The 26,262-nt window shown below is 34.9% G+C and carries 12 protein-coding genes; 11 read left to right on the top strand and 1 reads right to left on the bottom strand.

Features of this window, described 5'->3' with window-relative positions; genetic code table 11:
• The first annotated feature begins 27 nt into the window (after nucleotides 1-27).
• The 11 genes from ACLBXA_RS26525 (at nucleotide 28) to ACLBXA_RS26475 (ending at nucleotide 11,096) form a co-directional block, all read left to right on the top strand.
• Nucleotides 28-894, top strand: coding sequence for a 5'-3' exonuclease (locus ACLBXA_RS26525; protein WP_086402356.1), 867 nt, complete (start codon nucleotides 28-30; stop codon nucleotides 892-894).
• A 356-nt stretch (nucleotides 895-1,250) separates the two neighbouring features.
• The gene (locus ACLBXA_RS26520) at nucleotides 1,251-1,391 is read left to right on the top strand and encodes an FbpB family small basic protein (RefSeq protein WP_001228048.1); all 141 of its coding nucleotides are present in this window, start codon (nucleotides 1,251-1,253) and stop codon (nucleotides 1,389-1,391) included.
• 328 nt (nucleotides 1,392-1,719) lie between these two features.
• A complete protein-coding gene (locus ACLBXA_RS26515; protein ID WP_000833052.1) occupies nucleotides 1,720-2,913 on the top strand; it encodes an acyltransferase family protein in 1,194 nt (397 codons plus the stop codon).
• The gene (locus ACLBXA_RS26510) at nucleotides 2,914-3,657 is read left to right on the top strand and encodes a YveK family protein (RefSeq protein ID WP_000807060.1); all 744 of its coding nucleotides are present in this window, start codon (nucleotides 2,914-2,916) and stop codon (nucleotides 3,655-3,657) included.
• Nucleotides 3,644-4,264, top strand: coding sequence for a CpsD/CapB family tyrosine-protein kinase (locus ACLBXA_RS26505; RefSeq protein ID WP_041488115.1), 621 nt, complete (start codon nucleotides 3,644-3,646; stop codon nucleotides 4,262-4,264). The genes ACLBXA_RS26510 and ACLBXA_RS26505 overlap by 14 nt, the downstream gene beginning before the upstream one ends.
• 18 nt (nucleotides 4,265-4,282) lie before the next feature.
• Nucleotides 4,283-4,921 carry a sugar transferase gene (locus tag ACLBXA_RS26500; protein WP_000617647.1) on the top strand — a complete coding sequence of 213 codons (639 nt, stop codon included), beginning with the start codon at nucleotides 4,283-4,285 and terminating at the stop codon, nucleotides 4,919-4,921.
• 56 nt (nucleotides 4,922-4,977) lie between these two features.
• A complete protein-coding gene (locus tag ACLBXA_RS26495; protein WP_136803974.1) occupies nucleotides 4,978-6,414 on the top strand; it encodes an oligosaccharide flippase family protein in 1,437 nt (478 codons plus the stop codon).
• A gap of 3 nt (nucleotides 6,415-6,417) precedes the next feature.
• Nucleotides 6,418-7,632 carry an O-antigen ligase family protein gene (locus ACLBXA_RS26490; RefSeq protein ID WP_000527867.1) on the top strand — a complete coding sequence of 405 codons (1,215 nt, stop codon included), beginning with the start codon at nucleotides 6,418-6,420 and terminating at the stop codon, nucleotides 7,630-7,632.
• Nucleotides 7,607-8,407: a glycosyltransferase family 2 protein gene (locus tag ACLBXA_RS26485; protein WP_000237677.1), complete on the top strand. Its 801-nt coding sequence runs from the start codon at nucleotides 7,607-7,609 to the stop codon at nucleotides 8,405-8,407. The genes ACLBXA_RS26490 and ACLBXA_RS26485 overlap by 26 nt, the downstream gene beginning before the upstream one ends.
• Nucleotides 8,404-9,456 carry a glycosyltransferase family 4 protein gene (locus ACLBXA_RS26480; protein ID WP_001023692.1) on the top strand — a complete coding sequence of 351 codons (1,053 nt, stop codon included), beginning with the start codon at nucleotides 8,404-8,406 and terminating at the stop codon, nucleotides 9,454-9,456. Before ACLBXA_RS26485 ends, ACLBXA_RS26480 begins: the two co-directional genes overlap by 4 nt.
• 92 nt (nucleotides 9,457-9,548) lie before the next feature.
• Nucleotides 9,549-11,096, top strand: a complete 1,548-nt coding sequence (locus ACLBXA_RS26475) for a hypothetical protein (protein WP_000006070.1) — start codon at nucleotides 9,549-9,551, stop codon at nucleotides 11,094-11,096.
• 108 nt (nucleotides 11,097-11,204) lie between these two features.
• Here ACLBXA_RS26475 and ACLBXA_RS26470 read toward each other — a convergent pair whose 3' ends face one another.
• A complete protein-coding gene (locus tag ACLBXA_RS26470) occupies nucleotides 11,205-26,237 on the bottom strand; it encodes a DUF7507 domain-containing protein (protein ID WP_447617594.1) in 15,033 nt (5,010 codons plus the stop codon).
• Nucleotides 26,238-26,262 lie beyond the last annotated feature (25 nt).

The following is a 26,262-nucleotide window of genomic DNA, read 5'->3' as shown; positions in this document are numbered from 1 at the left end:
TATTATTTTTTTAATAGGAGAGGAATTATGAAAAAAGTATTATTAGTTGATGGTATGGCACTATTATTTCGTGCTTTTTACGCAACAAGTGTCTACGGACAATTTATGAAACGACAAGATGGAACCCCTACGAACGGGATTCATGGTTATATGAAACACTTGTTAACAGCTACGCAAGCGATCGAACCAACACATATCGTTACATGCTGGGATATGGGAAGTACGACATTTAGAACAGAATCGTTCTCGAATTATAAAGCAAATCGTGCAGCGCCACCAGAAGAATTAATTCCTCAATTTGATTTAGTGCAAGAAATGACTGCGAAATTATCCATTCCAGTTATCGGTATGAAAGGCTACGAAGCCGATGATTGTATCGGTACGCTTGCAAAACAATATTGCAATGAAGCTGAAGTTTATATTTTAACTGGTGATACAGATTTACTTCAACTTGTTGATAAGAACGTTACAGTTATGCTTCTGCGTAAAGGAATTGGAAATTACGAATATTACACACCGGAGAAAATCATGGAAGAAAAAGGTGTAGAGCCGTGGCAAATCGTCCATGCAAAAGCTTTCATGGGAGATACAAGTGATAATTATCCAGGTGTAAAAGGTATCGGTGAAAAAACAGCGTATAAGCTTATTCAAGAGCACGGAACAGTATCCGCTGTACTAGAAAATGTAGAATTATTAACGAAAGCGCAGCGTACGAAGATTGAAAGTGATTTAGAGAACTTAAATATTTCGTTGCAATTAGCACAAATTCACTGTGAAGTTCCAATTTCATGTGCACTAGAAGAGGGACTACACACAATGGATGAAGAAAAACTTAAATTTGTTTGTGAAGAAATGAATTGGGGAAGACCTGAAATATTAATAAATATGCTATAAATAGTTTAGAAAGAGGGATGTTGCATAAGTCGAACTTTGACTTATGCAACACCTTCTTTTTGTTTTTATAAACAGTATTATAGTAAATAAAATTATGTCGAAATCAATTTTAAATATATAAATGTTTCGACAAGATATAATGATAAAAGTTGATGGAAATAGTAATTTTTATAATGAAGTGAATTAATTTCAACATAGTTTTAGAGAGTCTTTTTTTCGTGTTCACAAAGTTGTCAGAAAATAAACGGAATTTTCATATGAAGTTCAAATAGAATTCACAACAATCAATTATTATAAGGACACACAGATAATTCTTTATCTTTTATATAAACCATCCCCCAAGGAGGACAATGAAAATGAGAAAAAAAGTGAGAAAATCTTTTAAACAATTATTAATTGAAAATAAACAATCACTATTAAATAATAAAGAAAATATGAAAGAAATTGAAGAAAGAATTGAGAAACGACATGTAGCATATAGTGGTGCCAGTAATTAAATAAAATAAAAAAGATAGCCTATATAGGCTATCTTTTTTATTTTATATTGAAAAAACGCTATGCATCTCTTTAATTTTGTAAATATGCAAGATATTTTTATAGTGTTTTTCTATCAATATTACTCATTTTTCGAGGTTGAAATTGGTATATACCAATTTTTGAGATTTACTATTCATAATATTACAAAAAATGTTACAATACACTCAAATTTATACTATAAAATCATTTTAATATGAAAAATTGGAATGAAAAGAAAGGAGAGGAATATGAATAAAGATGTCGCTTTGAAATGATTAGTATCATTTCATTAGGAGTTGATGTAAAAAGATGAAGAGATACGAAGAATTGGACTCTATAAGAGGGATTTCTTCATTAGTAGTAATGATTGGTCATCATTTAATGATTTTTTCAGCATTTCAAAATTACAGTTATGAAGATAATAAACCATTTGTTGTGTATCTATTAAAAGAAACACCTGCTCGTCTAATTTTTAGTAGTGGTAACGAATCTGTTATTATCTTTTTTGTTTTGAGCGGATTTGTTTTGTATGAATCTATTCAAAAAAACTATAGTAGCTATGGGTCATACCTTTTAAAACGTATATGCAGAATATATATTCCTTATATTGTGGCAATAATTATAGCGATTATATGCCAGACTACAATTAGTGAATATGGTATTTCTTATTTAAGTGAATGGTTTAATCGCTCATGGACGATTGAAAGTTCTTCAAGCTTAATCGCACAACATATTTTATTGGTTGGGAAATATAATACAGATGCATATAACGGTGTGATTTGGTCGCTTGTCCATGAAATGCGAATATCAATAATTTTCCCGTTAATTTTGATGATTTGCTTACGAAAAACGTTAAGGGGTTCATTACTATTATTGTTTAGTTTTAGTATATGTTCTGTCATCATATTATTTTTGTTTCGTTCGGGCTTAACATTAACAAGCTATGCATTAACTTTGCATTATACGGTGCTATTTTTACTAGGAGCACTAGTTGCGAAGTATAAAAATAATTTAATAGTTTTTTATAGTAATTGTACTAAAAACACGAAAATTGCATGGTTTTTATTTGCGATTTTACTTTTTATGTATGAAGGGCTTATTGGAGAAATGAAAGTGCTCAATAATTTTATATTTCGAGACTATGTAGTGGCGATAAGCGCATGTCTATTTGTCATATTAAGCTTGTCAATATCAACTTTGTCGTCCTTACTACGTAATAAATACTTGTTATATTTGGGGAAGATTTCTTACAGTCTTTATTTATATCATATTATATCGTTATTTTCCCTTATATACATGCTCCATAAAATATTACCGTTGCCTATTATTTTAATTTTTTCACTTGTTTTTTCGTTTATATTTGCAATGCTTTCGTATATATATGTAGAAAAATTTGCATTGAGAGTCGGAAAGTATGTAACAAAACAAGTGGATAGAAAGGAGAAAGGGTTATCTGTAAAGAGTGACTTGCAGGATGTTATTCAGAAAAGGGCGGTGAAATAATTGAAGCAAGAAATGAGTATAAAAGATTTTCAACAATTATTGAAAAGAAGATTCGTAACGATTATTTTAACGATGTGTTGTTTAACCGCTTCTTTAGTTCTTATCTCTATGTATGTTTTAAAGCCGTCATATCAATATTCAACGCAAATTCTTGTTGGGAATTTAGATGAGTTTAATAAGGAAAATTCAACAAATAAAACACAAGAAAATAAGCAACTAGTAACATCGTATGTCGATATTTTAAAAAGCCCATTAATTATTTCAACAGTTAAAAAAACTTTGAAATTAGAGCAATCAAGTTATGAATTAGCACAAAAAATCTCGGTGGTAAATACGGACAACTCACAAATTGTAACTGTTACAGTAAAAGATTCCAATCCGAAAGTCGTGAAAGACATAGTAAAGACATTGGCAGAGCAATCACAAAAAAGCTTTCAACAGTACACAAATGTACAAGGAGTGAAAGTATTAACTGATCCTGAGTTACAGGAACAGGCCGAAAAATTGTTTCCGAAATTTCAACTAATCATTCCTATTTCTTTAATTGTTAGTTTTTTTGTTGGTATAGGTTTAGCTGTATTTCGAGATTATTTTGATGAACGTATATACGTGGAACAGGATTTAGAGAAAATAACTACAGTTTCTGTTATTGGTTACATAAATATGAAACCGAATAGAAAAAAGAAACCTACAGAGGTTGATAAACAATCATCTATATATCGAGGTGAACATGTCGATGTTTAGGACAAAGAAACAGCTGCCATTCAATATGCATGATGATCTGATGAAAGAGCAGTTTTATACGGTATATCACGAGCTGAAAAAATCTGGAAAACAACTGTTCACAGTTAGTTCAACGAAGGACAGAGGTGTTGTTGCCTCGCTTATAGTAAATATGGGGCTAGTGTTTGCGGAAATGAAGAAAAAGGTGTTACTTATTGATGTGAATTTTTCTGACCCTAAACTACATGTATTATTACAAAGTAATCACATGATAACAGTAAACGATATAATAAGTTCTTCCCCCTGCAATTATGAATCTTTTTCTAGTAATTTGTCTAAATACTTATATTGTATTCCTGCAAAAAAAACAGTACACACAGGGACACCCTTAATTGCTATGGATGAATTTGATAATGCGATTGCTAAGTGGAAAGAAGATTTTGATTACATTTTCTTTTATTCCTCTGAAGTATTTGACCTTCCTGCTACGCACATTATTGCAGGGAAGTGCGATGGAGTGGTTTTAGCAGTTAAAAAGCGAAAAGATTCACTACGTACAGTGCAAAAAGTAATAGCGGATATAAAGAGAAAAGAATGTGAATTAATAGGTATAATTTTATATTCTTGAATGTGGGGGTAACGATCCATGATTCGTGAAACAAATCAAGCCAAGTTGTATACGATTCCGGCTCAAGAAAAGCCTAGCATATTGAATCGAAGTGTAAAACGCTTGTTTGATATTATATTTTCAATCATATTGTTACTATTAACGATACCAATTATGTTGTTCTTTTGTATTATGATTACTTTAGAAACATCAGGGGCTCCAATTTACTTTCAAGAACGTTTAGGTATAAACGGGAAGAAGTTTAATGTATTTAAATTAAGGTCGATGGTAAAGGATGCTGAAATGAACGGACCACAATGGGCAAAAGAACATGATCAAAGAATTACAAAAGTTGGATTGTTTATAAGAAAAACGAGAATTGATGAATTACCACAACTCTTAAATATTTTAAGAGGAGATATGTCTTTTGTAGGTCCTAGACCAGAGAGAGAGTTTTTTTATAATGAATTTGATGCGTATATTCCAGAATTTAAGGATCGTTTAATGGTAAAACCAGGCTTAACAGGATGGGCACAAATAAATGGAGGGTATAATCTTGATCCAAAGGAAAAGTTGAGGTTAGACATGGAGTATATTGAAATGAAAACGATTCGGATGGACATCCGTATTTTATGTAAGACCGTTTTAATTGTATTGAACGGTAATGGTGCAAGATAAATATATATGTAAACAAACAACATATGTAAGTAGGTTACTTGCAAAGGAGAACTGGTATGGGTAGATCTATTCTAAATAATATTATCCATCTATTTTATAGCACGATTTTAGCTAACCTTCTTCAGGCTGTCAGTTTAATTGCTTTAGCAAACTTTTTTAACGCACAACATTATGGGATGTTTAGTGTTGCCATAGCAGTGACGTTTGTTATGTTATTTTTTACAGACTTAGGACTTAGTAATACATTTCTTCGAGAAGGGGCAAAGGATGGAGCAGATTTAGAGAAGATTTTATCATCGTATATAAAAACAAGAATGATTCTACTTATTTTTATTTCTATCATCGGTTATATTTCTATTCATTATATGTATGTAGATAAAAATTTAATTTATATGATGATAAACGTAATGTTTTTCATGTTAATAGGATTAACTTGGCAAAACATAGGGATTGCCTATTTTCAACTGACGGAACGTATGAAGTATATAGCGCTCATTAAAGTTGTATCATCATCGGTTGTTATTATAATTACATGTTTTTGTATTTTCGGAGAGTTACCGGTGTATGTAACGGCTCGCTTATATGCTTTTGGGTATATGATCGGCGGTTTATTCAGTATATATATCATGAGAAGAAAGACGAAAATGAATATGAAAGTCGTAATTCATAAAGCGTTATTTTGGCAATTAACTCCTTTTATTATTAGCGGTTTTTTAATAATGGGTACGCCACAATTAGCGCCTATCTTGCTTAACTATACATTGCCATTAAATATGGTAGGTGTTTTTGCAGTGGCGTACCGGATGCCAGCAGCTTTATATCAAGTACCGGGGGTAATTGCAGGTGCATTTTTTCCAGTGCTCTTTAAGCATTATAACCAGAATAATTTAGAAGAGCATACGAAATTAAATTTGCTTCAAATTAAATCAATGGCGATTGTAGGAATATGTATGACGATCGGTTTATATCATTTAGCACCATACTTTATTTCTATATTTTTTCATGAAGAATGGAGCAATGCAGTAGAACCACTCCAAATATTATCATTTCTTATTGTGCTACAAAGTTTAAATATTGCCATTGCTGACGGTTTAACGACGAGTGGATGTCAAAATAAAAGAACTGTTGTGCAGTGTGTAGCATTGGTGATAGGTGGGTTTATGCTTTATAGCTTTAGTAGTATTGGTGGAGTGATAGGAGCGGCATACGCTATGGTTTTATTTGAAATCGTCGCTTTAGTGGGATATATAGCGGTAAGTGTAGTGAAGAAAAAAATTGTATTCCAAATTGTAATACCGTATACAATTTATTTTGGTGTAACCTTTATTGGAGTGCAATATATAGTGCATACATATCATTTGATTGCGCTTGTTCTTAATATACTAATTGTAGTAGCTGCCATATTCCTATATGATTATGAGCTAAAAAAACTTCTTCTTTCTTTTATAAGAAAAATACGCAAAAAGGATTATATTACGAAACAGGGGATATAGCCTATGGGAAATAATATGAAAGTATCGATGGGATGGATTATTCTTCTAATATTATTTGTTATGTTAAGTAAATACAATTTATATATTGGATTTTCATTGAAGGTATATATGATTTTTTTAGTCATATATTTTTGTTTAACAATTAAAGACTTTCATATTCAAAAGTTATATTTTCATGAAGTTGTATTTTTACTGTTTTATTTCATTTATTGTTTAAGTGGAATTCTTTCTATGTATTTAAATGCTAGTATTCGTATGATTTTTGGCGTGCTACTCGTTTTAGGATGCTATTTTATAATGAGGAATTTATTGGGGAATACTGAAATAGTGGTACTTGAATCATCTATTGCTTATGTAGGAGTAGTATTTAATGTTGTAAGTCTAATACTCTATATAATCGGTTTACAATACTTTGGTTTATACGGTGGAGAAGAGAGAGAAATTTTTGCTGGGTTATTAGTTGATAGAGGATATCCACGGTTAATTGGATTGCTAGATGATCCTAATATTTTCATTTTCTATAATACAATATTTTTTATGTACTATATGACGAATTTACAAAATATCACCAATATATTAGGGTTGATTTTATGTGTTACGACGAGTCTATTAACCTTTTCAAGGGGCGGTATATTAGCTCTTGTACTTGTCGTTTTTGTATATATATGTATGTCTAGTTTCGTTAAAAAAGTAAAAATAATTATGAGCTTAGTATTGTTTAGTTTAGTTATTTTTAGTTTATCGAATAGTGTAATGGGGGGCCAATTAGATGACATATTAAATAAACGAATCTCTGATTTTTCCCATGATAATGGAAGTGGTAGATTTACATTATGGGAAGCTGCTTTTAAATATTATTTATCCAATCCATATATCGGAATCGGTGCTTTTAACTTTTCGAATTATTATGAGTATCAATTTAATGAAAAATTATATGTACACAATACATTTTTAGAAATTTTGTCTGAATCGGGTACAATTGGTTTTCTTCTATATAGCGCGTTTTTATTCATATTAATGTTCAAGCTAGCGCAGCATACTTTATTTCGTGAAAAACCATACCTTCTATTGACTATGATTGCATTTTTATTTCAGATGATGTCATTGTCACTCATTATTAACGAAGCGTTCTTTTTATTTTTAGCAGTTGTTGTGAAGTATATTTCAATATATGAAGGAAGGAGAAAGATAGATGGTAAAATGTCTATCAGCACATAACGAGCCGCCTTATGTTTCTGTAATAACACCTTCTTATAATAGTATACGATTTATAGGTGAGACAATTTTATCTGTACAGAATCAATCGTATGAAAACTGGGAAATGATTATCGTTGATGACTGTTCAACCGACCAATCTGCCGCAAAAATTAAAGAGATAATAGAAGGAGACTCACGAATTAGGTTATTATCATTAAAAGAAAATGTCGGTGCTGCTAAAGCTCGGAATTTAGCGATTCAAGAGGCGAGAGGAAGGTACATTGCCTTTTTAGATAGTGATGATATATGGTTGCCGCATAAATTGAAGACACAATTATTATTTATGGAAGAAATGAATATTGCTTTTTCATATGCGTCGTATAGTTTAATTGATGAAAATGGTAATGAACTAAATCGCGAAGTGAGTGTACCAAAATCTGTTGACTATCATTATTTAGCAGGGAATACAATTATCGGGTGTTTAACAGTGATGATTGATCGTGAAAAAATTCCGTATGTCGAAATGCCTAGTATACAGCCGGAAGATACAGCGTTATGGTTGAACTTATTACATGAAGGGTATGAAGCAAAAGGGATACAGCAAGTATTAGCAAAATATAGAATTGTTACAAATTCTGTTTCTAGAAATAAAATTAGAGCAGCTTTCCGGTATTGGAAATTGTTAAGGGAACAAGAACGACTGAATTCGGTGCAAATTTTTTACTATTTTAGTAAGTATGCTTATCATGCTTATAAAAAAAATAAAATCAATGTAGTTGGGAAGACGCAATTATGAATATACTGTTGATGACAGATAAATTGATAACTGGCGGAGCCGAGAGCTATTTCTGTAAATTGGAAAGTAATTTGCATTATGAGGATTTTGAGATTTATACAGCTGCAGGTAATGGAGAACTATATGAATCTCTTACTAGAAAAGAAAATTTTATATTACTTAGTCGATGGAATCATTTGAGAAATATTTATTATTTACGAAACGAAATTTGTAAACGAAAGATAGAACTTATTCATGCAAATAGTTTGCGAATGGTATTATATGCTTTGCTACTTCAAAAGTTTATTAAAAAAAAGATAAAAATTGTTTATACGAAACATAATGTAACGATATTAGAAAAGAAAATGCCAACGCTTTTTCGTTATTTCATGAATAAATATGTGAACAATATTATTACAGTAAGTGAGTTTGAAAAGAATAATTTAATCTCAATTCATGTAGCAGAAGAAAAAATAAATACAATTTATAACGGTGTCGATATTGAAAAGTTTTTATTCCAGCAGAAAAAGAAAGAATCTACATATAAAATAGGGATATTAGCTAGATTATCCAAAGAGAAAAACCATCAACTATTTGTCAAAATTGCAAATGTGTTGAAAAAGAGACATGATTTTCTGTTTTATATTGCTGGTGATGGACCAGAGAAAGAATCGATTATGAAAGAAATAGAAAAATATGGATTGCGACAAAGTGTAAAGATGCTAGGAAATATTTCAGAACCGCATGAGTTTATAGGGAAAATGGATGCCTTACTTTTATTATCTTTTCGTGAAGTATTTCCAATGGTAGTAATTGAAGCGATGGCTACAGGGACACCAATTGTTTCAATAGATGTTGGCGGAATACATGAAGCGGTAATAGATGGAGAATCAGGTGTTTTGGTATCTGAATATTGCGAATTGGAATTCGCAAGTGCACTGGAGGAACTACAAGGGAATGAAGAAAAGGTAAATGCTATTAGACTCGAAGCACGAGAGAAAGCAGTGAGGTATTTCTCGTTAACTAAAATGATAGAAGAAACGAAAAATATATATGAATTAAACAAATGACCGGGTAGGTCGTTTGTTTTTTTTATTATAGAAACTTTTAAGAGAGAACTCACATATTATATGAAAAAGGTAATATGAGGAGTGAATTTATTTTGTCAGAATATATTTCTTCCCAAGAAGGTTGTGTGCCAGAAAGTAGCGTTCATATTAATTGTTTTGGCGCAGTTCCGAACTCAGGAAATGATAGTTCATTAGCAATTCAACAAGCTATTGATTATTGTGTAGCTAACCGAATTTCGACGGTAAGAATTACAGGAGTAAATACGTACAAAATTGTAAAGCCAATTGTTATTAAATCAAATGTAAGATTAGAGTTAGATCCTACCGTAACGCTGCAAATTGATGGGGATTTTAATGCATTTGAGCTACAAAGTAACGCTTCGGTAATTGGTGGTACTATTCAAGTTATAAATCCATTGTTTCAATCTGCTGTTATTTATGTTTCTGGTTCACAACAAATCGAAGTACCTAATCAATCGGTTATATCAAATATAAATATAGTAAATGCAACCCCATCGTATAAAGGAAAAGCTATACATTTTTATTGTCAAAAGGCATGGGATTTTATTAGTTTCTTTCAAGTTAAATTTATTCAAATTAAAAACTTTCAAACTGCAATACATTTGAAGACAGAATATATAAATGATATCAATACACCTTGCTGGATTAACGCCAATGTATTTCAATCTATATTTATTGATGGATGCGGGTATGGGATTGAAGTAGATGGAAATAGTGATTTGCCAAATGAAAGTTCAGGAAATACGTTTCATGATATTCAAGTGCAATGTAGACAACAAACGAAAAAAGTAATTCGTTGCTCAGGTGCGTATAATACATTTGATTGTATGATTTGGGATACGTACCGGATGAGTAGTGAACAAATTGTCATTGAATTTTCTTCTAATTCTCATCGTAACTACCTTTTTTCAAATCTGCTTTCGACAACTATTGTAGATAAAGGGCAATACAATGTTTGTAAGTCTACCTATGAAGAATCTCTTCGAATTCAGTTACCGATTACGTTAAATAAACCTCACTTAATAGGCAATCAAGATGATATATTAGTAAATGCTCAGCAAAAGTATATTGTTAAGCAAGTAAGTGGGAAAGTACCGTACGGTGGAAATCTCGCAAATTGCTTTAATTTAATAGATGAACAAAGTGTAAACTATATTGACGTTCCAGATAGTAATCCAGTTGTCATTGAACTGGATTTTACGAAAAAACCAATACAAATGTTAAATTGTTTTGGAATGTATTTTGGATGGGGAGAAAGCGCGAAAAAAATTAAAATTGAATATGCATTAAGCGCAACTGGAAATTGGGTTATCGCATCGGATGTTCCATTAAATGTAGGCGATACAATTATATCGAATATGAAGGCGAATCAACTATATAAAGTAAGAATTACATTAAGTGGTTATTCTCAAGATCATAAGCGTTTTCGAATTAATCGCATTTTTGCAAGGTCTTCTATGGAAAATGGGAATGCTTGGTTAGCTACAACTGGTGGAAGAATGTTTGGAGATATTGAAATAGAGGCAAGTAAAGGCATAATCATGAAGACAGCTAGTGGAGTGAAATGGAAAGTTACTATTAATGAAGCTGGCCAACTTATTACGACTAAAATAACTTGAGGTGATGCTTAATTGTATATCCTTGGACGAGTTATAACGTAGTGTGATAAAGGCAATGAAAAAGAGATTGTAATTTGGTTTCAACCAAACTACAATCTCTTTTTTAATTTAATTCCACCAAATCCAAGTCCAAAGGTAATTTCTTGCATTTTGGGGAGTAATCCGTATGAAGCGTTCACCGTCAAAGAAGCAATTTAAATTTGGAAGTGTTTCGTCTGGATTTTCTGGAACAAAGGTGACGATGTTTTCGTTGCTTGTAACGGTTACTGTAATTGGTGGATCGGTAGGCGAGACTTGAAGTTGTAACGAAATATTGGCCGTATTTTTAAATTGATTATTAATAGGTGGACTTATTACTTGTACGGTGAATAACACGATAATTGTTTCAGTTGGCTCTAAATTAGTGGCAACTAGGAAACCGATATTTGGGTTCGCTAGTGGAGAGCGTTCACCGTTAATAAAGACAGTGCCGTTTATAAATTGTAAACCTGCTGGAATGGTATCTTGTAAAGAAATATTTGAGAGTGAAATTTCGGAAGTATTTGTAATACGCACCGTGTAATCAAAGTATTGGTTTAAATAAGCGGAGCTGACGGAAGCGTTTTTCGTGACTGTTGCAGTTACAAATTGAACTGGTATACGAACAATATTTGAATTAACAATGAAAGTAATAATTGGATCCTGTGGTGTCAATTGAAAAGCAGCGGTAACTGTTGCAGAATTTATAATTGTACTGTTTGAAGGAATAGAAGTTACGAGAACTTGAAATGTTATAGTTGCTACTGTATCTGCAGATAAAGAACCAATATTAATACCAGTGTCTGGACGAACATTTTGAACCGAAGTACCGTTAATTGTTACGCTATTTTCTATAAATGTTGTACCAGCTGGAATGCTGTCTATAACAGAAGTACTGATTGTCGGAATGGGGGAGTGATTAAATACCGCTAATGTGAATGTAATGATATCTCCTATAACGACAATAGATTTGTCAGTTGTTTTTTCAATGCGAACCATCGGATCAATGACTGTCGTTGTAACGGTATTTGTTTGTTTTGTAATTGTAATAGGTGGTTTTGTTGGATCAATGATAACGGTATAGGAAACAGAAGCATCATTATTAATTGTAGATTGAAGAGTAGAAGAAGATATTGTCACTTGGAACGTAATAATAACAGATTCATTAGGAGCAAGATTTCCTAACGTAATACCATTTTCAGGATTTTCATTAGGCTGATTGATTCCGTTAATCGTAACACTATCAGCAACAAAAGTCGTATCTATTGGTACGGTGTCTATGGCAAGAAGGTCTTCAATCGTTACATTACCGCTATTCGTAATCGTAATTGTATACGTTAAAGTTTGACCAGGTAAGGCATTCGTTACATCAACAGATTTTATGGCAATGACATTATCATTTTGGACAGTAGTTGTGACGGTATTTGTTGTAGTCGTATTTGTAACGGGTACGTTATTTGGGTTGACTATATAGTTAAAAGTAGTAATTGCGTTGTTGTTTAGTTCATTTGGTGTTGGAATAGAAGTCACAGTTACTTGGAATGAAACGATAGCATCTCCACCAACAATTATAGTGCCAATTGGTATGCCGCTTACTGGATTCACTCCTGGAAGAGCTTCTCCGTTTACAATGACGCTATTTTCTATAAACGTAGTACCTTGAGGAATAATATCTTGAATGTTTACATCATTTGTTGCAACATTACCGGTTTGATTTAGTGTAATCGTATACGTTAACGTATCACCAACCGTTGCAAATGCAAGGTCAACAGCCTTATTACTATTCAAATTCGCGTGATTAATTTCTGTTGCGGCAGCTGATGAAATAATAGTTTCGGTAATAGGTGGTCGATCTGGTACCGTGTATTCATATTCAATTGTACTCGTGTTAGAGATTGGATTTGTTTGTGGAATCGAAGTAACCCGTACTTGGAATAGAATAGTTGCTGTCGTATTAGGCGGAATGTTATCAATTTGTATACCGTTAAGAGGGTTGTCATTTGGCCGAGCATTGCCGTTCACGATAACACTATTCTCTATAAAGCTCGTATTTGCTGGGATGATATCTGTAACAATAATGTTTTCGACTTGTATATTTCCGTTATTTATGATGGAAATTGTATAAGGGATGATAGTTTGTAAGTCAGCATATTGGATAGGCGTTGTTTTTGTCGCAATTACATTAGCAGAAATAACTTCAGTGAAGGTAATATTGCTAGTCGATATTTGTTCTTCCGCGTTTATTGTATAACGAGAAGTTGATTGATTTTGAACATGGCCGCTAGCAGGAAGAGCTACGACGGTAACAGAAAATGTGACTGGGATAGAAGTGTTAGGAGTAATCGTTCCTACAAGTATACCTGCACTTGGATTGGCGTTAAGCTGAGGAATGTTATTTACTAAAACGCTACCGTCAATAAAAGTTGTTCCATCAGGTATATTGTCTGTAAATACAACAGCAGTGGCATCCGTATTCCCTGTATTCGTTAAAGTTGTTGTATAAGTTAAAATGTCACCAATTGTTACAGAGGTCAAATCAACAGTTTTAAGTGAAACGATATCAGCATCATTAATTTGAACGAAAGTAGTATTGGAAGTAGTAGATTTTTGAATTGGTGCAAAGTCAGGATTGAAAATAAAGTCGTAGACGATGTTTGCAGTATTAGGTGCTGGATTTACAACAGGTAAATTCGTAACGGAAACTTGGAATGTTATTGTAGCTATTTGACCTGCTGCGACATTAGGAATGGAAAAGCCGATATTCGGATCTGCTGCAGGAAGTACAGTATTGTTAACTATTACACTTCCTGGAATAAATACTGTTCCATCCGCTATAGTATCTGTAAAAAAGATGGAGTTAGTTGTAGTCGATCCGTTATTTTGAATGAATACTGTATATTCAATGGTTTCATCAATGTTAGCTAATACAGTATTAGCGGATTTTGTAGCAATAAGAATAGCATCAATAAATTGTATATTTGTACTATTGGAAGATGTCGTTTCTGAAATTGGTGGTGCGCTTGGGTCTGGTTCATACTCATAGTGAATGACTGCGATATTATTAATGTTATTTTGTGGCGGTATAGAGACTACGCTTACTTGAAAAGTAACAATAATTGTATTATTTGGAAGGATAATATCAAGGTTGATACCGGTAATTGGATTTTCATTAGGTCTCGGTATGCCATCTACAAGAATGCTATTTGGAACGAATGTGGTCCCAGCTGCAATTGCGTCAATTAGGAGAGTATTTGTAATAGGTACTGTACCGGCGTTTGTAACTGCGACTGTATATGTGATGATTTGACCAATGCGTGTAATGGATCTATTGGCGGATTTAATGGCACTAACATTTGCCGTCCGCACTTCAGTATTTACTGCATTTGATAACGATCTACGCTGAATAATTGGAGAACTAGGGTCAATTTGGTATTCGTACGAAGTGTCTGAAATATTAATGACTGTATTGCCCTCTGGTATCTTTGTAAGTTGTACTTGGAATGAAATAGTGACTGTTTCATTTGGTTGTATCGTGCCGAGAGTTACTCCGTTTTCAGGATTAGCGTCAGGCTGAATTACATTATTTATTGCTAAGCTATCTTCAATGAATATAGTACCTTCTGGAATGTTATCAATGAAAACGGTATTGTTAGCTGGAACGCTTCCTATATTTTGAAGTGTATTTGTGTAGGTAATAATTTGCCCGATTGATACGAAAGTTACATTCGCACTTTTAACAGAAATAATATTTGCATTTTGAAGTGATGTTGTAACGATATTAGAATCTGCAGAACGATTTACTGGTGGGGCTGCAGGAATACTTACATATTGGTAAGTTGCTGAAGATTGATTTACAATTTCGGTTTCAGTAGGTGGATTATTTGTTTGCACTTGAAATAGTATCGTTTTGGAACTGTTTGCTGGAATTGTTCCAATCGGTATTCCGTTTTCTGGATTTACACCTGGCTGAAGGATACCGTTAATTGTGACACTATCGGGAACGAATGTAGTCCCAGCTGGAATAGAATCTGTGAAATTAATATTTATTGCGTCAACATTGCCGATATTTTTTACTTCAGAAATATAAAGTATAGTTCCGCCAATATCAACAGTTGTTGGATTGGATGTTTTTGTAATTGTCAATTGTGCTTGCACGAAATTTGTAATGACGATATTACTAGTAGATGTTTCAGTAATAGGCGGTTGCCCTGGGTCTGGCTGAATTGTATAAGTTGTGTTGGATTGATTTGTAATTGATTCTTGCGAGAATGAATCGTTAATAAGAATTTGGAACGAAATAAGGTGCGTAGCGTTTGCAGCTAGGTTAGGCAAAGTAACACCTACATTAGGATTGGCATCAAGTATAGCTGTTCCGTTAAGTGTAAAACTATTTTCTACAAAGGTAGTCCCTTGAGGGATAGTGTCTGAAAATGTGAGATTCGTAGTTGGGATATTTCCTGTATTTTCTAATGTTATTGTATAAGTCAAAATATCACCTGTTGTTGCTTGTTGTGCATTTACTGCTTTTAAAGAAAGGATAGTCGCATCCGAAATTTGTGTGAAAGCTGGATTCGAAGTAATTGTTCGAGAGATGATAGGAGCAGTTGGATCGGCGATAAAAGTATAGTCAATACGGGCTGTATTAGAAATTGGGTTCACGCTTGGAATAGATTGAACGATAACCTGGAATGTTACAGTGACGATTTCTGACGGTGCGATGGGGTTTAATGGTATTCCTACGTTAGGGTCGGCACCTGGAACGGAAACACTATTAATAGTTACGCTATTCGGAATAAATGCAGTTCCTTCTGGGACCAAATCTGTTAAAGTAACTGTATTTGCAGTAGTATTTCCGTTATTTTGAACGACTACTGTGTAAGTGATTGTACCGTCAGTAGATTGTACGAGAGAATCTGTACTTTTAATTGCGGATAACGATGCATCAACAACAGCTGTATTAACCGTATTAGACGAGGATGTTGCTGTAACAGGAGGTTGACTTGGATCGACAATATACGTGTAACTTGTAAGTGCTTGATTTATAATCGCTCCTTGCGGTGGAATAGAACTTGCAAGAAATTGGAACGTAATAGTAGCGGAATCACCTGGTGCGATAATACCAACTGGAATACCAAGAGTTGGACTTGCATCTGGAAGTGAAATCCCGTTGAGCGTAACACTATTTGGAACAAATAATGCTCCTTCAGGAACTCCGTTAATGAGTAATACAGAGTTTGCAGGGAAGTTTCCAGTATTCGTTAATGTTGCTGTATACGTAATTACATCTCCGATAGATACGATTGTTCGATTTGCTTGTAAAACAGTTGTAACAGTCGCGTTATTAATTTGTGTTGAAGCGCTATTAGAATTTATCGTACTTGTAACAGGAGGAGAGGCTGGATCAACGATGAATGCGTATTGAATAGATGCTACGTTTGTAATCGGATTTGAAGGTGGGGTTGATGTAACAATGACTTGGAAAGTAACGGTTAAGGAACTACCCGCGTTAACTGTTCCGATATTAACTCCGTTATTTGGATTTGCGCCTGGAAGGCTACTTCCATTTACAGTAAAACTATTTTCAACAAAGGTTGTTCCTGCTGGAACCATGTCTGAGAAATTTACATTCGTAGCGTTTGTATTGCCATTATTTTGAATCAAAACTGTATAAGTGATTGTATCTCCAATATTTGCAAAGGCTGTATTAGTAGTTTTTACAGCTGAAAGTATTGCTGAATTAATAGAGGTAACGAAGACGTTCGTTTCCACATTGCCAGGTTGAGCCTGTAATGCATTGCCTACGTTATATTGGAAGTTAACAAATCCTAAGTTTTGGAGTTCAGGTGTGAGCGTTGTTGGGTTGCTTACAATTTGAACTTGGAATACGATTGTTACGATTTGATTTGGAGTTATTGTATTTATGCCAACGCCGTCAATGATAGAAGCGGATGTTAATGGAGTTCCATCAACAACAACTGATCCTGCAACAAATTGTGTCCACGATGGTATAGGGTCTGAGAATACAACATTGTTAGCTGGGATATTTCCTGTATTCGTAATAGTTGTTGTATACGTAATCGTATCACCAATCGTTGCAAATGCTTTATCTCCTATTTTAATCGTATTTAAAATAGCACTTTCAATTTGTGTTGAAACGCTATTAGAAGTAATGTTTTTTGAAACTGGAGGATTAGCTGGATTAACGATATATTGAAAGCTAACGCTAGCTTGATTAGTAATTGGATTTATAGGCGGAATTTCATTGGCATTAATATGGAATGCTACGATGACAGATTCGTTTGGCGCAATATCACCAATTGGAACGCCTGTAATGATATTTGCATTTGGGATGCTAGTTCCGTTCAGTGTAAAACTATTCGGTTCAAAGGAAGTTCCGTCTGGAATAAGGTCGGTAAAAATAACATTCGTCGCACTAACATTTCCGCTATTTGTAATTGTAACGGTGTAGGTAATATCCTGCCCGATATCTACCGTAGATACATTTGAATTTTTTTGTGCAGTAAGGGTAGCGCTATTAATTTGTGTTGTCGTTGTATTAGATTGATTGGAAGTTGTAATAGGTGGCTGGCTAGGATCAACGACATAATGATATGTGATAGAAGCAGAGTTAGAAATGGGATTAAGTGTTGGAAGTGTAATAACAGTTGCTTGGAATGTAACGATTGCCGTATTACCACCATTAATGGAACCAATATTTACACCAGTAGATAAATCAGCGTTTGGAATGGTTTGCCCATTAACTGTGAAACTATTTGGAACGAAACTTAAATTACTATCAAGAATGTCAATAATAGTTACATCAGTTGCAGTCACATTCCCGGTATTAGGGAGGTTAAGTGTAAATGTTATTGTATTACCAACATCCGCGAAAGTAAGATCTGCTGTTTTTGTGCTAATAATAGTTGCGTTGTTTATTTGAAGGAGTGTAGTGTTGGAAGTAGCTGTACTCGATACTGGCGGATTACCTGGATCAACAGTAAACTCATACGTCGTTGATGCTGTATTTGGTGCTGGGTTACTAGGAGGAATACTGTTCACTGTCACTTGAAAGACGATACTATATATTTCATTTGGTGGAAGTGTTGCAAGTAATACACCTGTATTTGGATTCGCGTTAGGTTGTAAAACGCCATTGACAGTTAATGTGTTAGGAACAAATGTGAGTCCACTTGGTAATACATCTGTGAAAACAATGTTAGTTGCATCGGTATTTCCTACATTGGTAATAGAAGTAGTATAAAAAGCAGTTTGCCCGATATCTGCAAAGGATACACTTTCATTTTTCGTCATGGATAATATGGCTTCTTTAATTTGCGTTGAAACAGGATTGCTAATTGAAGTTTCTGCATCAGGTGGTGAGACTAATTGGTACGATGTTGATGAGAAATTTACAATGGGGTTTTCCGTTGGTAATGACGTTACAGTAACTTGGAACGAAACGGTTACTGTAGTCCCGGCTGTTATAGTCCCAATATTCACACCATTCGATGGATCCGCATCACTTTGAGGAACCCCATTAATAGAGAATGTGTTTGCAATAAAAGTAGTTCCGCTCGGCATTGTATCTGTAAATATAACATTTTGTGCGGATGAGTTTCCATTGTTTGTTAAAGCGACAGTATAAGTGAGTGTGTCTCCAATACGACTAAAGGATTTATCGACTTGTTTTAATGAAAGAATGGTAGCTGTATTAATCGTAGTGAACACTGTGTTTGAAGTAACATTTCTTGAAACAATAGGGGCATTTGGATCAGCGATAAATGTGTAAGAAGCACTAGCGGAATTGGCAATAGGATTTTGAACAGGTGTAGAAGTAGCGGTAACTTGAAATGCTATAGATATTGAGCTGTTAGGAGCAATTGCTCCAATCGTTATACCTGTATTAGGATTAAGACCAATTTGCGTGATGCCATCTATTGTAACGCTATCAGTAATAAACGTTGTACCATCTGGTATAAGGTCGGTGAAAGTAATATTCGTTGCATTTGTATTACCATTATTCGTTAAAATTGTCGTATAGGTAATGGTATCACCTAGCGTTACAATTGTTTGATCAACTGATTTAATCATCATTATCATAGCATCTAATACAGGGTTTGTAACAATGTTTGTTGAAGTAGAAGTAGTAGCAGGAGTTCCGTTTGGATCAACAGTATAAGAATATAAAATTGTATCGTTACCCATAATTGAGCTTGAAGGGGGAACAGAAATCACATTTACTTGGAAAGTAACAGTTACTGTTTCACCAGGAGCGATATTTGGTATATTTACTCCGAGTGCTGGCTGTGCACCAAGCTGCTGGATGCCATTTATAGTGACCGAATCTGGTACAAAAGTAGTACTAGGAGGAATCGCACTTGTAAAAGTTATATTTGTAGCTGGTGTATTTCCTGTATTCGTAATAGTCGTTGTATACGTAAGTGTATCCCCGACGGAAATAATAGATTTATCAACACTTTTTGTTGTAGTTAATACTGCGCTATTAATGGTCGTTGAAACTGTATTAGATACAGCTGTTTGTAATGCAGACGGTTGGCTAGGATCAATCACATGTTCAAATTGTATGGAACTAAAATTAGAGATAGGATTTATACTTGGAATGTTTGTAACAAGTACGTTGAGAGAAATAACGGCCGTTCCATTTGGGTTTATATTTCCAATCTGTATCCCGCTAGCTGGATTTCCGATTTGCTGTGTACCAGAATCGTTTGTAAGAGTGCCAGATATGAATGTCGTTCCGTCAGGTAAAATATCTGTGAAAATTATATTTTGTGAAGTGACATTTCCAGGGTTACTTAATGTAATTGTATAAGAAATTGTATCGCCAATCGTTGCGAAAGTTTTATCTACAGATTTGATTGCCACAATTTCTCCGGAATTTATTTGTGTCGCAACGGGATTGGATGTCGTACTTCTTGAAACGAGTGGTAAATTAGGTCCTGTAATAAATTGATAGTCAATGGAGGCACTATTTACAACCGGTGAGTTTGGTCCACCAGGTCCAATTGTGAAAATTGGATTTGGAATACTAACTACTTGAACGCGGAAGGTGACGTTTGTAAAATCTCCTGCAATAATATCCCCAATTGGTATTCCATTCGCTGGATTTACCCCAGGCAATAAAACTCCGCCGACTCGAACGCTATCTTCTATAAATATTGTGTTATTTGGAATAGGATCTGTAAAAATGATATTCGTAGCAGTTGTGTTCCCTACATTTTCTAATAAAACTGTATACGTTAAAAATGAATTTCCAGGTGCTACGTCAGAAAATAGTCGATCCACACTTTTCGTTGCTTGAATAATTGCTTCATTAATTTGAACTAAAGTTGGATTACTTGTAGCTGTTTCTGTCATCGGTGGCTGGGTAGGGTCAACAATGATCAAGTATGTCGTACTGGATTGGTTCAAAGTTGGATTTGTAGCTGGTATTGAGCCAACGATAGCTTGAAAGCTAATTGTTGTCGTTCCTCCAACTGGAATTGAGTCTAAAGAGATCCCGCTATCTGGTCTAAATCCAAGTTGTGGGATGGTATTAATTTGTACGCTATCAGGAACGAATGAAAGTTCAGGTGGTAATATATCGATAAAAACAGGTGTGTTTGCGGTAGTATTTCCGCTATTAGTGAGAGTAGTTGTATACGTAATTGTATCGCCAACAGCGGCAAATGCACTGCTCGCAGTTTTCGTTGCGATAACGGAAGCTGAATTTACTTGCGTAAAAGTTGTATTGGATTGAACTGTTCGTGAAACAGGCGGTTCATTTATATCAACAATAAAGCTATATTGAAGCGATGATTTGTTCGGAATTGGATTAGGGTTTGGAAGCGTTGTGATGTTTACTTGGAAACTGAGTGTAACCGATGCATTTGAATTTAAGTTACCAATATTGATACCGTTTTGTGGATTTGCATTCGGGACGGTTACACCATTTATCTTAAAGCTATTTGGGACAAGGGTAGTACCGTTTGGAATTGTATCTGTAAAAACAATGTTGTTCGCAGTAGTATTTCCTGTGTTTGTAACAGATGAAGTGAATGTAATTGTATCACCAATTGTAGCGAAAGTTGTACTAGCACTTTTATTTATTACTAAAGTAGCGTCAATAATCGGTGTAACTGTTGTGTTTGTAACGGTACTACCAATAGCTGGCGTTTCAGCTGGATTCACTGCATATTCGTAGTTTACAAGAGCATTATTCGTTAAAGTTCCACTAGGTGGAATAGCCAGAATTTTCACTTGGAATGTAATGAAAGTAGTGTTTCCTGGTGAAATATCGTCTAAATGAATCCCTAATGAAGGATCTAATCCAGGTTGGGAAACGTTATTTATTGTAACGGAATTTGGGATGAAGGATGCACCTGGTCCAAGCCCATCTGTTAAAACTGTAGCGCTAGCAGGGATATTTCCTGTGTTCGTAACTGCAATTGTATAAGTAACGATATCTCCAATTGCAGCATTCGGTGTGTTCACTGATTTTGTAGCGATAATCGTGGCATTATTGATTTGAGTTGTTATTACGTTACTCAGCGCATTAGCGGATGCTGGAGGTAAGTTAGGATCTATGACATACTGATACGTTGTATTACTTTGGTTCGGGATTGGATTCGGGTTCGGGATAGAATTTACTTGTACTTGGAACGAGATGAGTGTATTTGCATTCGGATTTATTGGGTCGATTGCAATTCCGCTTGCTGGATTGACATTAGGCAGTGTATTCCCGTTTACAGAAACACTATTAGGAATGAACGATGTCCCGTTTGGAATTACATCTGTAAATATTACATTTGATGCAAGTGTATTCCCGTTATTCGTTAAAGTAGTCGTGTACGTAATAATATCATTTACGTTAGCAAACTGTTTATCTGCCGATTTAGTAGCGGCAATTGAGGCGTTATTAATAGTTGTCTGTACAGTGTTAGAAGCAACCATCTGCATCACAGCGGGTTTGGATGGATCATACGTATATTGGAATGTTGTGCCTGATTGATTTGTAATCGGATTTACAGCAGGGATAGTTGGTACAAAAACTTGGAATGCAACGGTGCGTGATGAATTTGCTCCTATCATACCAATCGAAATGCCGTTAGCAGGATTTGCATTAGCTATAGGGACATTATTAATCGTTACAGTATTAGGAATGAAGAGGGTACCCGCTGGAATGATATCTGTAAACGTTACATTAGCAGCAGGGATATTCCCGTTATTTGTTAAAATAGTCGCATATAATATGATATCACCGACATTAGCGAAGTTTGTGCTTGTTAGCTTTGTAGCAATGATATTAGCAGTATTAATTTGTGTAGTTACTATATTGCTAGCAGCGTTTCTAACAAGAGCAGGTAAATTTGGATCAGCGATAAAGCTATATTGAAGTGAAGCGCTGTTTTGAATTGGGTTTGGTGAAGGTAGCCCATTTGCACTTATTTGAAAAACAATCGTTGTAAAACCACCCGAAGGAATGGAGCCGACTTGAAGACCGGTACTGGGATCTGCACCTAGTTGTAAAGCACCACCTATAAAAATACTATTTGGTACGATAGTGGTGCCATTAGGGATTATATCAGTAACAATAACATTATTTGCTGTAGTATTGCCAAGATTAGCTAAAGAAATTGTATATGTGATTGGTTGCCCGACATCGGCGATAGTTAAATCTACTTCTTTGACAATAACTACATTAGCTAAATTAATTTGTGTACTTACAGTGTTACTTACAGATATTTCTATAGTTGGTGGATCTCCCGGATTTAGAATAAAACTATACTGTGTACTAGATGAATTTATCGTTGGGTTTTGTGTTGGTAAAGAGGTGACGGTTACTTGATAAGAGACGGTAAGTGAGCCGTTAGCAGGAATGGAAGGTAGTGGAACACCTATATTTGGATCTGCGTTATTTTGGAGTACACCATTAATAAGAAAAGTGTTTGGAATAAAGGTAGTACCGTCTGGATTTGTATCTACGAAAGTAGGACTATCAGCAGAAACACTTCCTGCATTCGTCAAAGTAACAGTATAAGTTAATATATCCCCTACGGTAGCGAACGCTTGATCCACTGTTTTTGCTGAAATGACATTTGCATCGTTTACTTGAGTAAATGTAGTGGTTGAAGTAGTGTTTTTATTTACAGGTGAAGCGTTTGGATCAACGATAAAGTTGTAGGAGACGAAAGCGCTATTTGAAATAGGGTTTGGATTTGGAATGCTAGTTATTACTACTTGGAATGAAGCTGTAATTGTAGTATTAGCATTGATGCTACCAATATTGATGCTAGCTGGTGTTATGCCCGGCTGAGTAACACCGTTAACTATAACACTGTTCGGTACAAAGGAAGTGCCATTCGCGATGGAATCGGATAGTAATACGTTGTTCGCTGCAACATTTCCATCGTTAGTAAGAGCAAAGGTGTAAGTTAATACATCGCCAACTTCCGCAAACGTCTTATCTACAGATTTATTAGCATGGAGATTTGCTAGTCTAATTGTAGATGTAACAGAATTAGAATTTGCTGTTTTTGAAGTTGGTGGCAGACTTGGATTTACAGTGTAAATGTAAGAGGCAAAAGCGTTATTAAGGATAGGATTTTGTGAAGTAATATTAATAACTGTTACTTGGAAAGAGAGGATAAAAGTAGCTCCAGCAGGAATTGTGCCAATAGGTAAAGCAACGAGAGAATCTACATTTTGCAAAACGCCGTTGAGCGTTACCGAACCTAATGTTAATATCGTTCCATTTGGAAGTGGATCTGTTAGTTGTACGTTATTAGCGGCTGTATTTCCACTGTTTGTAATAAGGATTGTATAACCTATCGTTTCACCAATTGTGGCAAATTGTTTGTTAGTTAATTTTGTTAATGTTACATTCGCATTGTTAATTTGAGTGGAAACGAGATTAGAAGAAATGTTTTTTGTAACGGGTGATTGGATAGGATTGACGGTATATTGATAAGAAGCATTTGATCCATTAGATACGACATTTGACGCGGGTATTGTGTTTATTACTACTTGAAATGTAACATTTTTTGTTGTGCCGCTTGGGATGGATCCAATGTTCACGCCGTTAGCGGGATTTGCGCCCACTTGTGTAGTGCCATCTATTGTTAAACTGTTTAAAACAAAAGTTGTTCCAGTAGGAATGACATCTGTAAAAATAATATTGTTCGCATTTGTATTACCTGTACCTGTAAAAGAAACGGTGTACGTTAGTGTATCACCAATATCTGCAAAATTTTTATCTACTGCTTTTACCATTGTTACAGTAGCGTTATTCACTTGAGTAGATACGATATTTGTCGTATCAGTCCCACTTACTGCAGGTTGATTTGGTATAGGAATATATTGATATGTTGTTGTTCCACTATTTAATATTGGATTTGTTTGAGGGATAGAAGGAACGAGCACTTGGAATGAAATAGTAGTAGTGGAATTTGCGGCAATCGAACCAATTGATATACCATTAGCGGGATTTGCTCCAGCTTGAGTAACTCCGTTAACAGTTACACTTCCTGGAATGAAAGTAGTTCCGCTAGGAATTGGATCCGTATATATAACGTTCGTTGCAGCGATATTTCCTATATTAGCTAAGGCAATACTGTAAGTTAATGTTTCACCAATATCGGTAAAAATTTTGTTGACTGATTTTGTTCCATTAATATCTGCCAGGTTAATTTGTGTCCCAGCAGAATTGCTTGTTGCAAGACCGTTAAAGGTTGTTCCTCCGGCGATAGGTGTATATTGAAATGTAATATTAGCGGTATTAGAGATAGGGTTTTGACTTGGGAGAGAAACGACAGTAGCTTGGAAAGTTACTGTACGAGAAGCACCATTATTGATTGTTCCAAGAGATATACCAGCGGCGGGATTTGCGTTTGTTTGCGGGACATTATCTACTGTTACAGTGCCAGGTATAAAGGAAGTCCCGTTAGGGAGAATGTCTGTAAAGGTAACATTATTCGCCGGAAGAAGTCCGGTGTTAGGGATCGTAACTGTATAAGTGAGAATATCTCCAATTGCAGCAACACTTTTATTCACGCTTTTCGTTGCTTGTATAGTAGGTGAATTTATGTTGATTTGTAAACCGACTGTATTTAACATATACGCATCTCCGTTAGTTGTTAAACGGATTGCGGCGGACACTTGTGAGTTTGTTAAATAAGGAGAAATATCAATAGAAGTAATATCCCAGCCCTGTCTCCCAGCGGAGATGTTTGTGCCTGTAGAAGCACTTTGATTTCGCGTTCCAAATGTCCCAGTTGTATCTAAGTTTCCAGCAGCATTATTAATTTGAGAACCGAAGAAGTTATTTACAGCATTATTTGGCCCAGATAAAGCATTTAATGAACTGAAATTTGGTCCAAATAATGCTTGATCCCCGGTTAAATCTGCATCTCCTTCAGTGGAGCTTAAGAATAATCTCCCGCTTACAGGTCCTCCTGCGGGTGTTAAAAATCCTGAAACAGCTACATCTGCACTACCAGTATCAGCAGAAACACGGTTACCAGCTACGTAAATGGTTAAGTTTCTTGCAGGCAATGTTCCGTTTTGATAAGCGACAATGAGTGTCCATCCAGCCGAGTTAATAGATCCATTTGAAGCATCTAAAGGATCAACAAGTCCAGGGACAGCTCCTGTAGTATAGGAACCAGAACCTCCCGCTTGAATAAGAGTTGTTACGTCTGCTGAACGAGTATAAAAGCCAAATGTAATAGAGTTTGAAACGAATGTTTGATTTGAAGCTGTAACAGCTGAAGGAGTAATTGAGTATGTTGAAACGGGTGTCGTAAATGAAACGGGATTTCCTAGAACACTTGTAATATTTTGATCGCGAGTTAAATAATTTCCTCCCCATATGAGTTCTGCGTAAAGAATAGTACTGCCAGCAGGAATATTTAAAATAGCGGTAGAACTATTTTGTGTATAGTTTAATGTTGTACCAGCAGGAAAAGTAGGAACTTGTAAAGCTGTATTCGTAGTTACGAACGCACCAATGGCCCCGATTGTACCAGCACGGTTTTGATTACTAATTTTACTTAAGCCTAAAGTATTACCTGTAATAGCGAGTGCGCCGTTAGTGGTGGTAGAAAATCGATTCGTAATGGGCATGTTGTCACCTCATTTACAATATAGT

It is taken from the genome of Bacillus sp. D48C (genome assembly GCF_053345735.1).
Note: the sequence above shows the minus strand (reverse complement) of the source record. Positions and strands in the feature narration are given on the sequence as shown.

Bases quoted from the DNA above. Each gene is read 5' to 3' on its own strand.
- ACLBXA_RS26525 (WP_086402356.1), top strand. From the start codon at position 28: ATGAAAAAAGTATTATTAGTTGATGGTATGGCACTATTATTTCGTGCT.
- ACLBXA_RS26520 (WP_001228048.1), top strand. From the start codon at position 1,251: ATGAGAAAAAAAGTGAGAAAATCTTTTAAACAATTATTAATTGAAAAT.
- ACLBXA_RS26515 (WP_000833052.1), top strand. From the start codon at position 1,720: ATGAAGAGATACGAAGAATTGGACTCTATAAGAGGGATTTCTTCATTA.
- ACLBXA_RS26505 (WP_041488115.1), top strand. From the start codon at position 3,644: ATGTCGATGTTTAGGACAAAGAAACAGCTGCCATTCAATATGCATGAT.
- ACLBXA_RS26500 (WP_000617647.1), top strand. From the start codon at position 4,283: ATGATTCGTGAAACAAATCAAGCCAAGTTGTATACGATTCCGGCTCAA.
- ACLBXA_RS26495 (WP_136803974.1), top strand. From the start codon at position 4,978: ATGGGTAGATCTATTCTAAATAATATTATCCATCTATTTTATAGCACG.
- ACLBXA_RS26490 (WP_000527867.1), top strand. From the start codon at position 6,418: ATGGGAAATAATATGAAAGTATCGATGGGATGGATTATTCTTCTAATA.
- ACLBXA_RS26485 (WP_000237677.1), top strand. From the start codon at position 7,607: ATGGTAAAATGTCTATCAGCACATAACGAGCCGCCTTATGTTTCTGTA.
- ACLBXA_RS26480 (WP_001023692.1), top strand. From the start codon at position 8,404: ATGAATATACTGTTGATGACAGATAAATTGATAACTGGCGGAGCCGAG.
- ACLBXA_RS26470 (WP_447617594.1), bottom strand. From the start codon at position 26,237: ATGCCCATTACGAATCGATTTTCTACCACCACTAACGGCGCACTCGCT.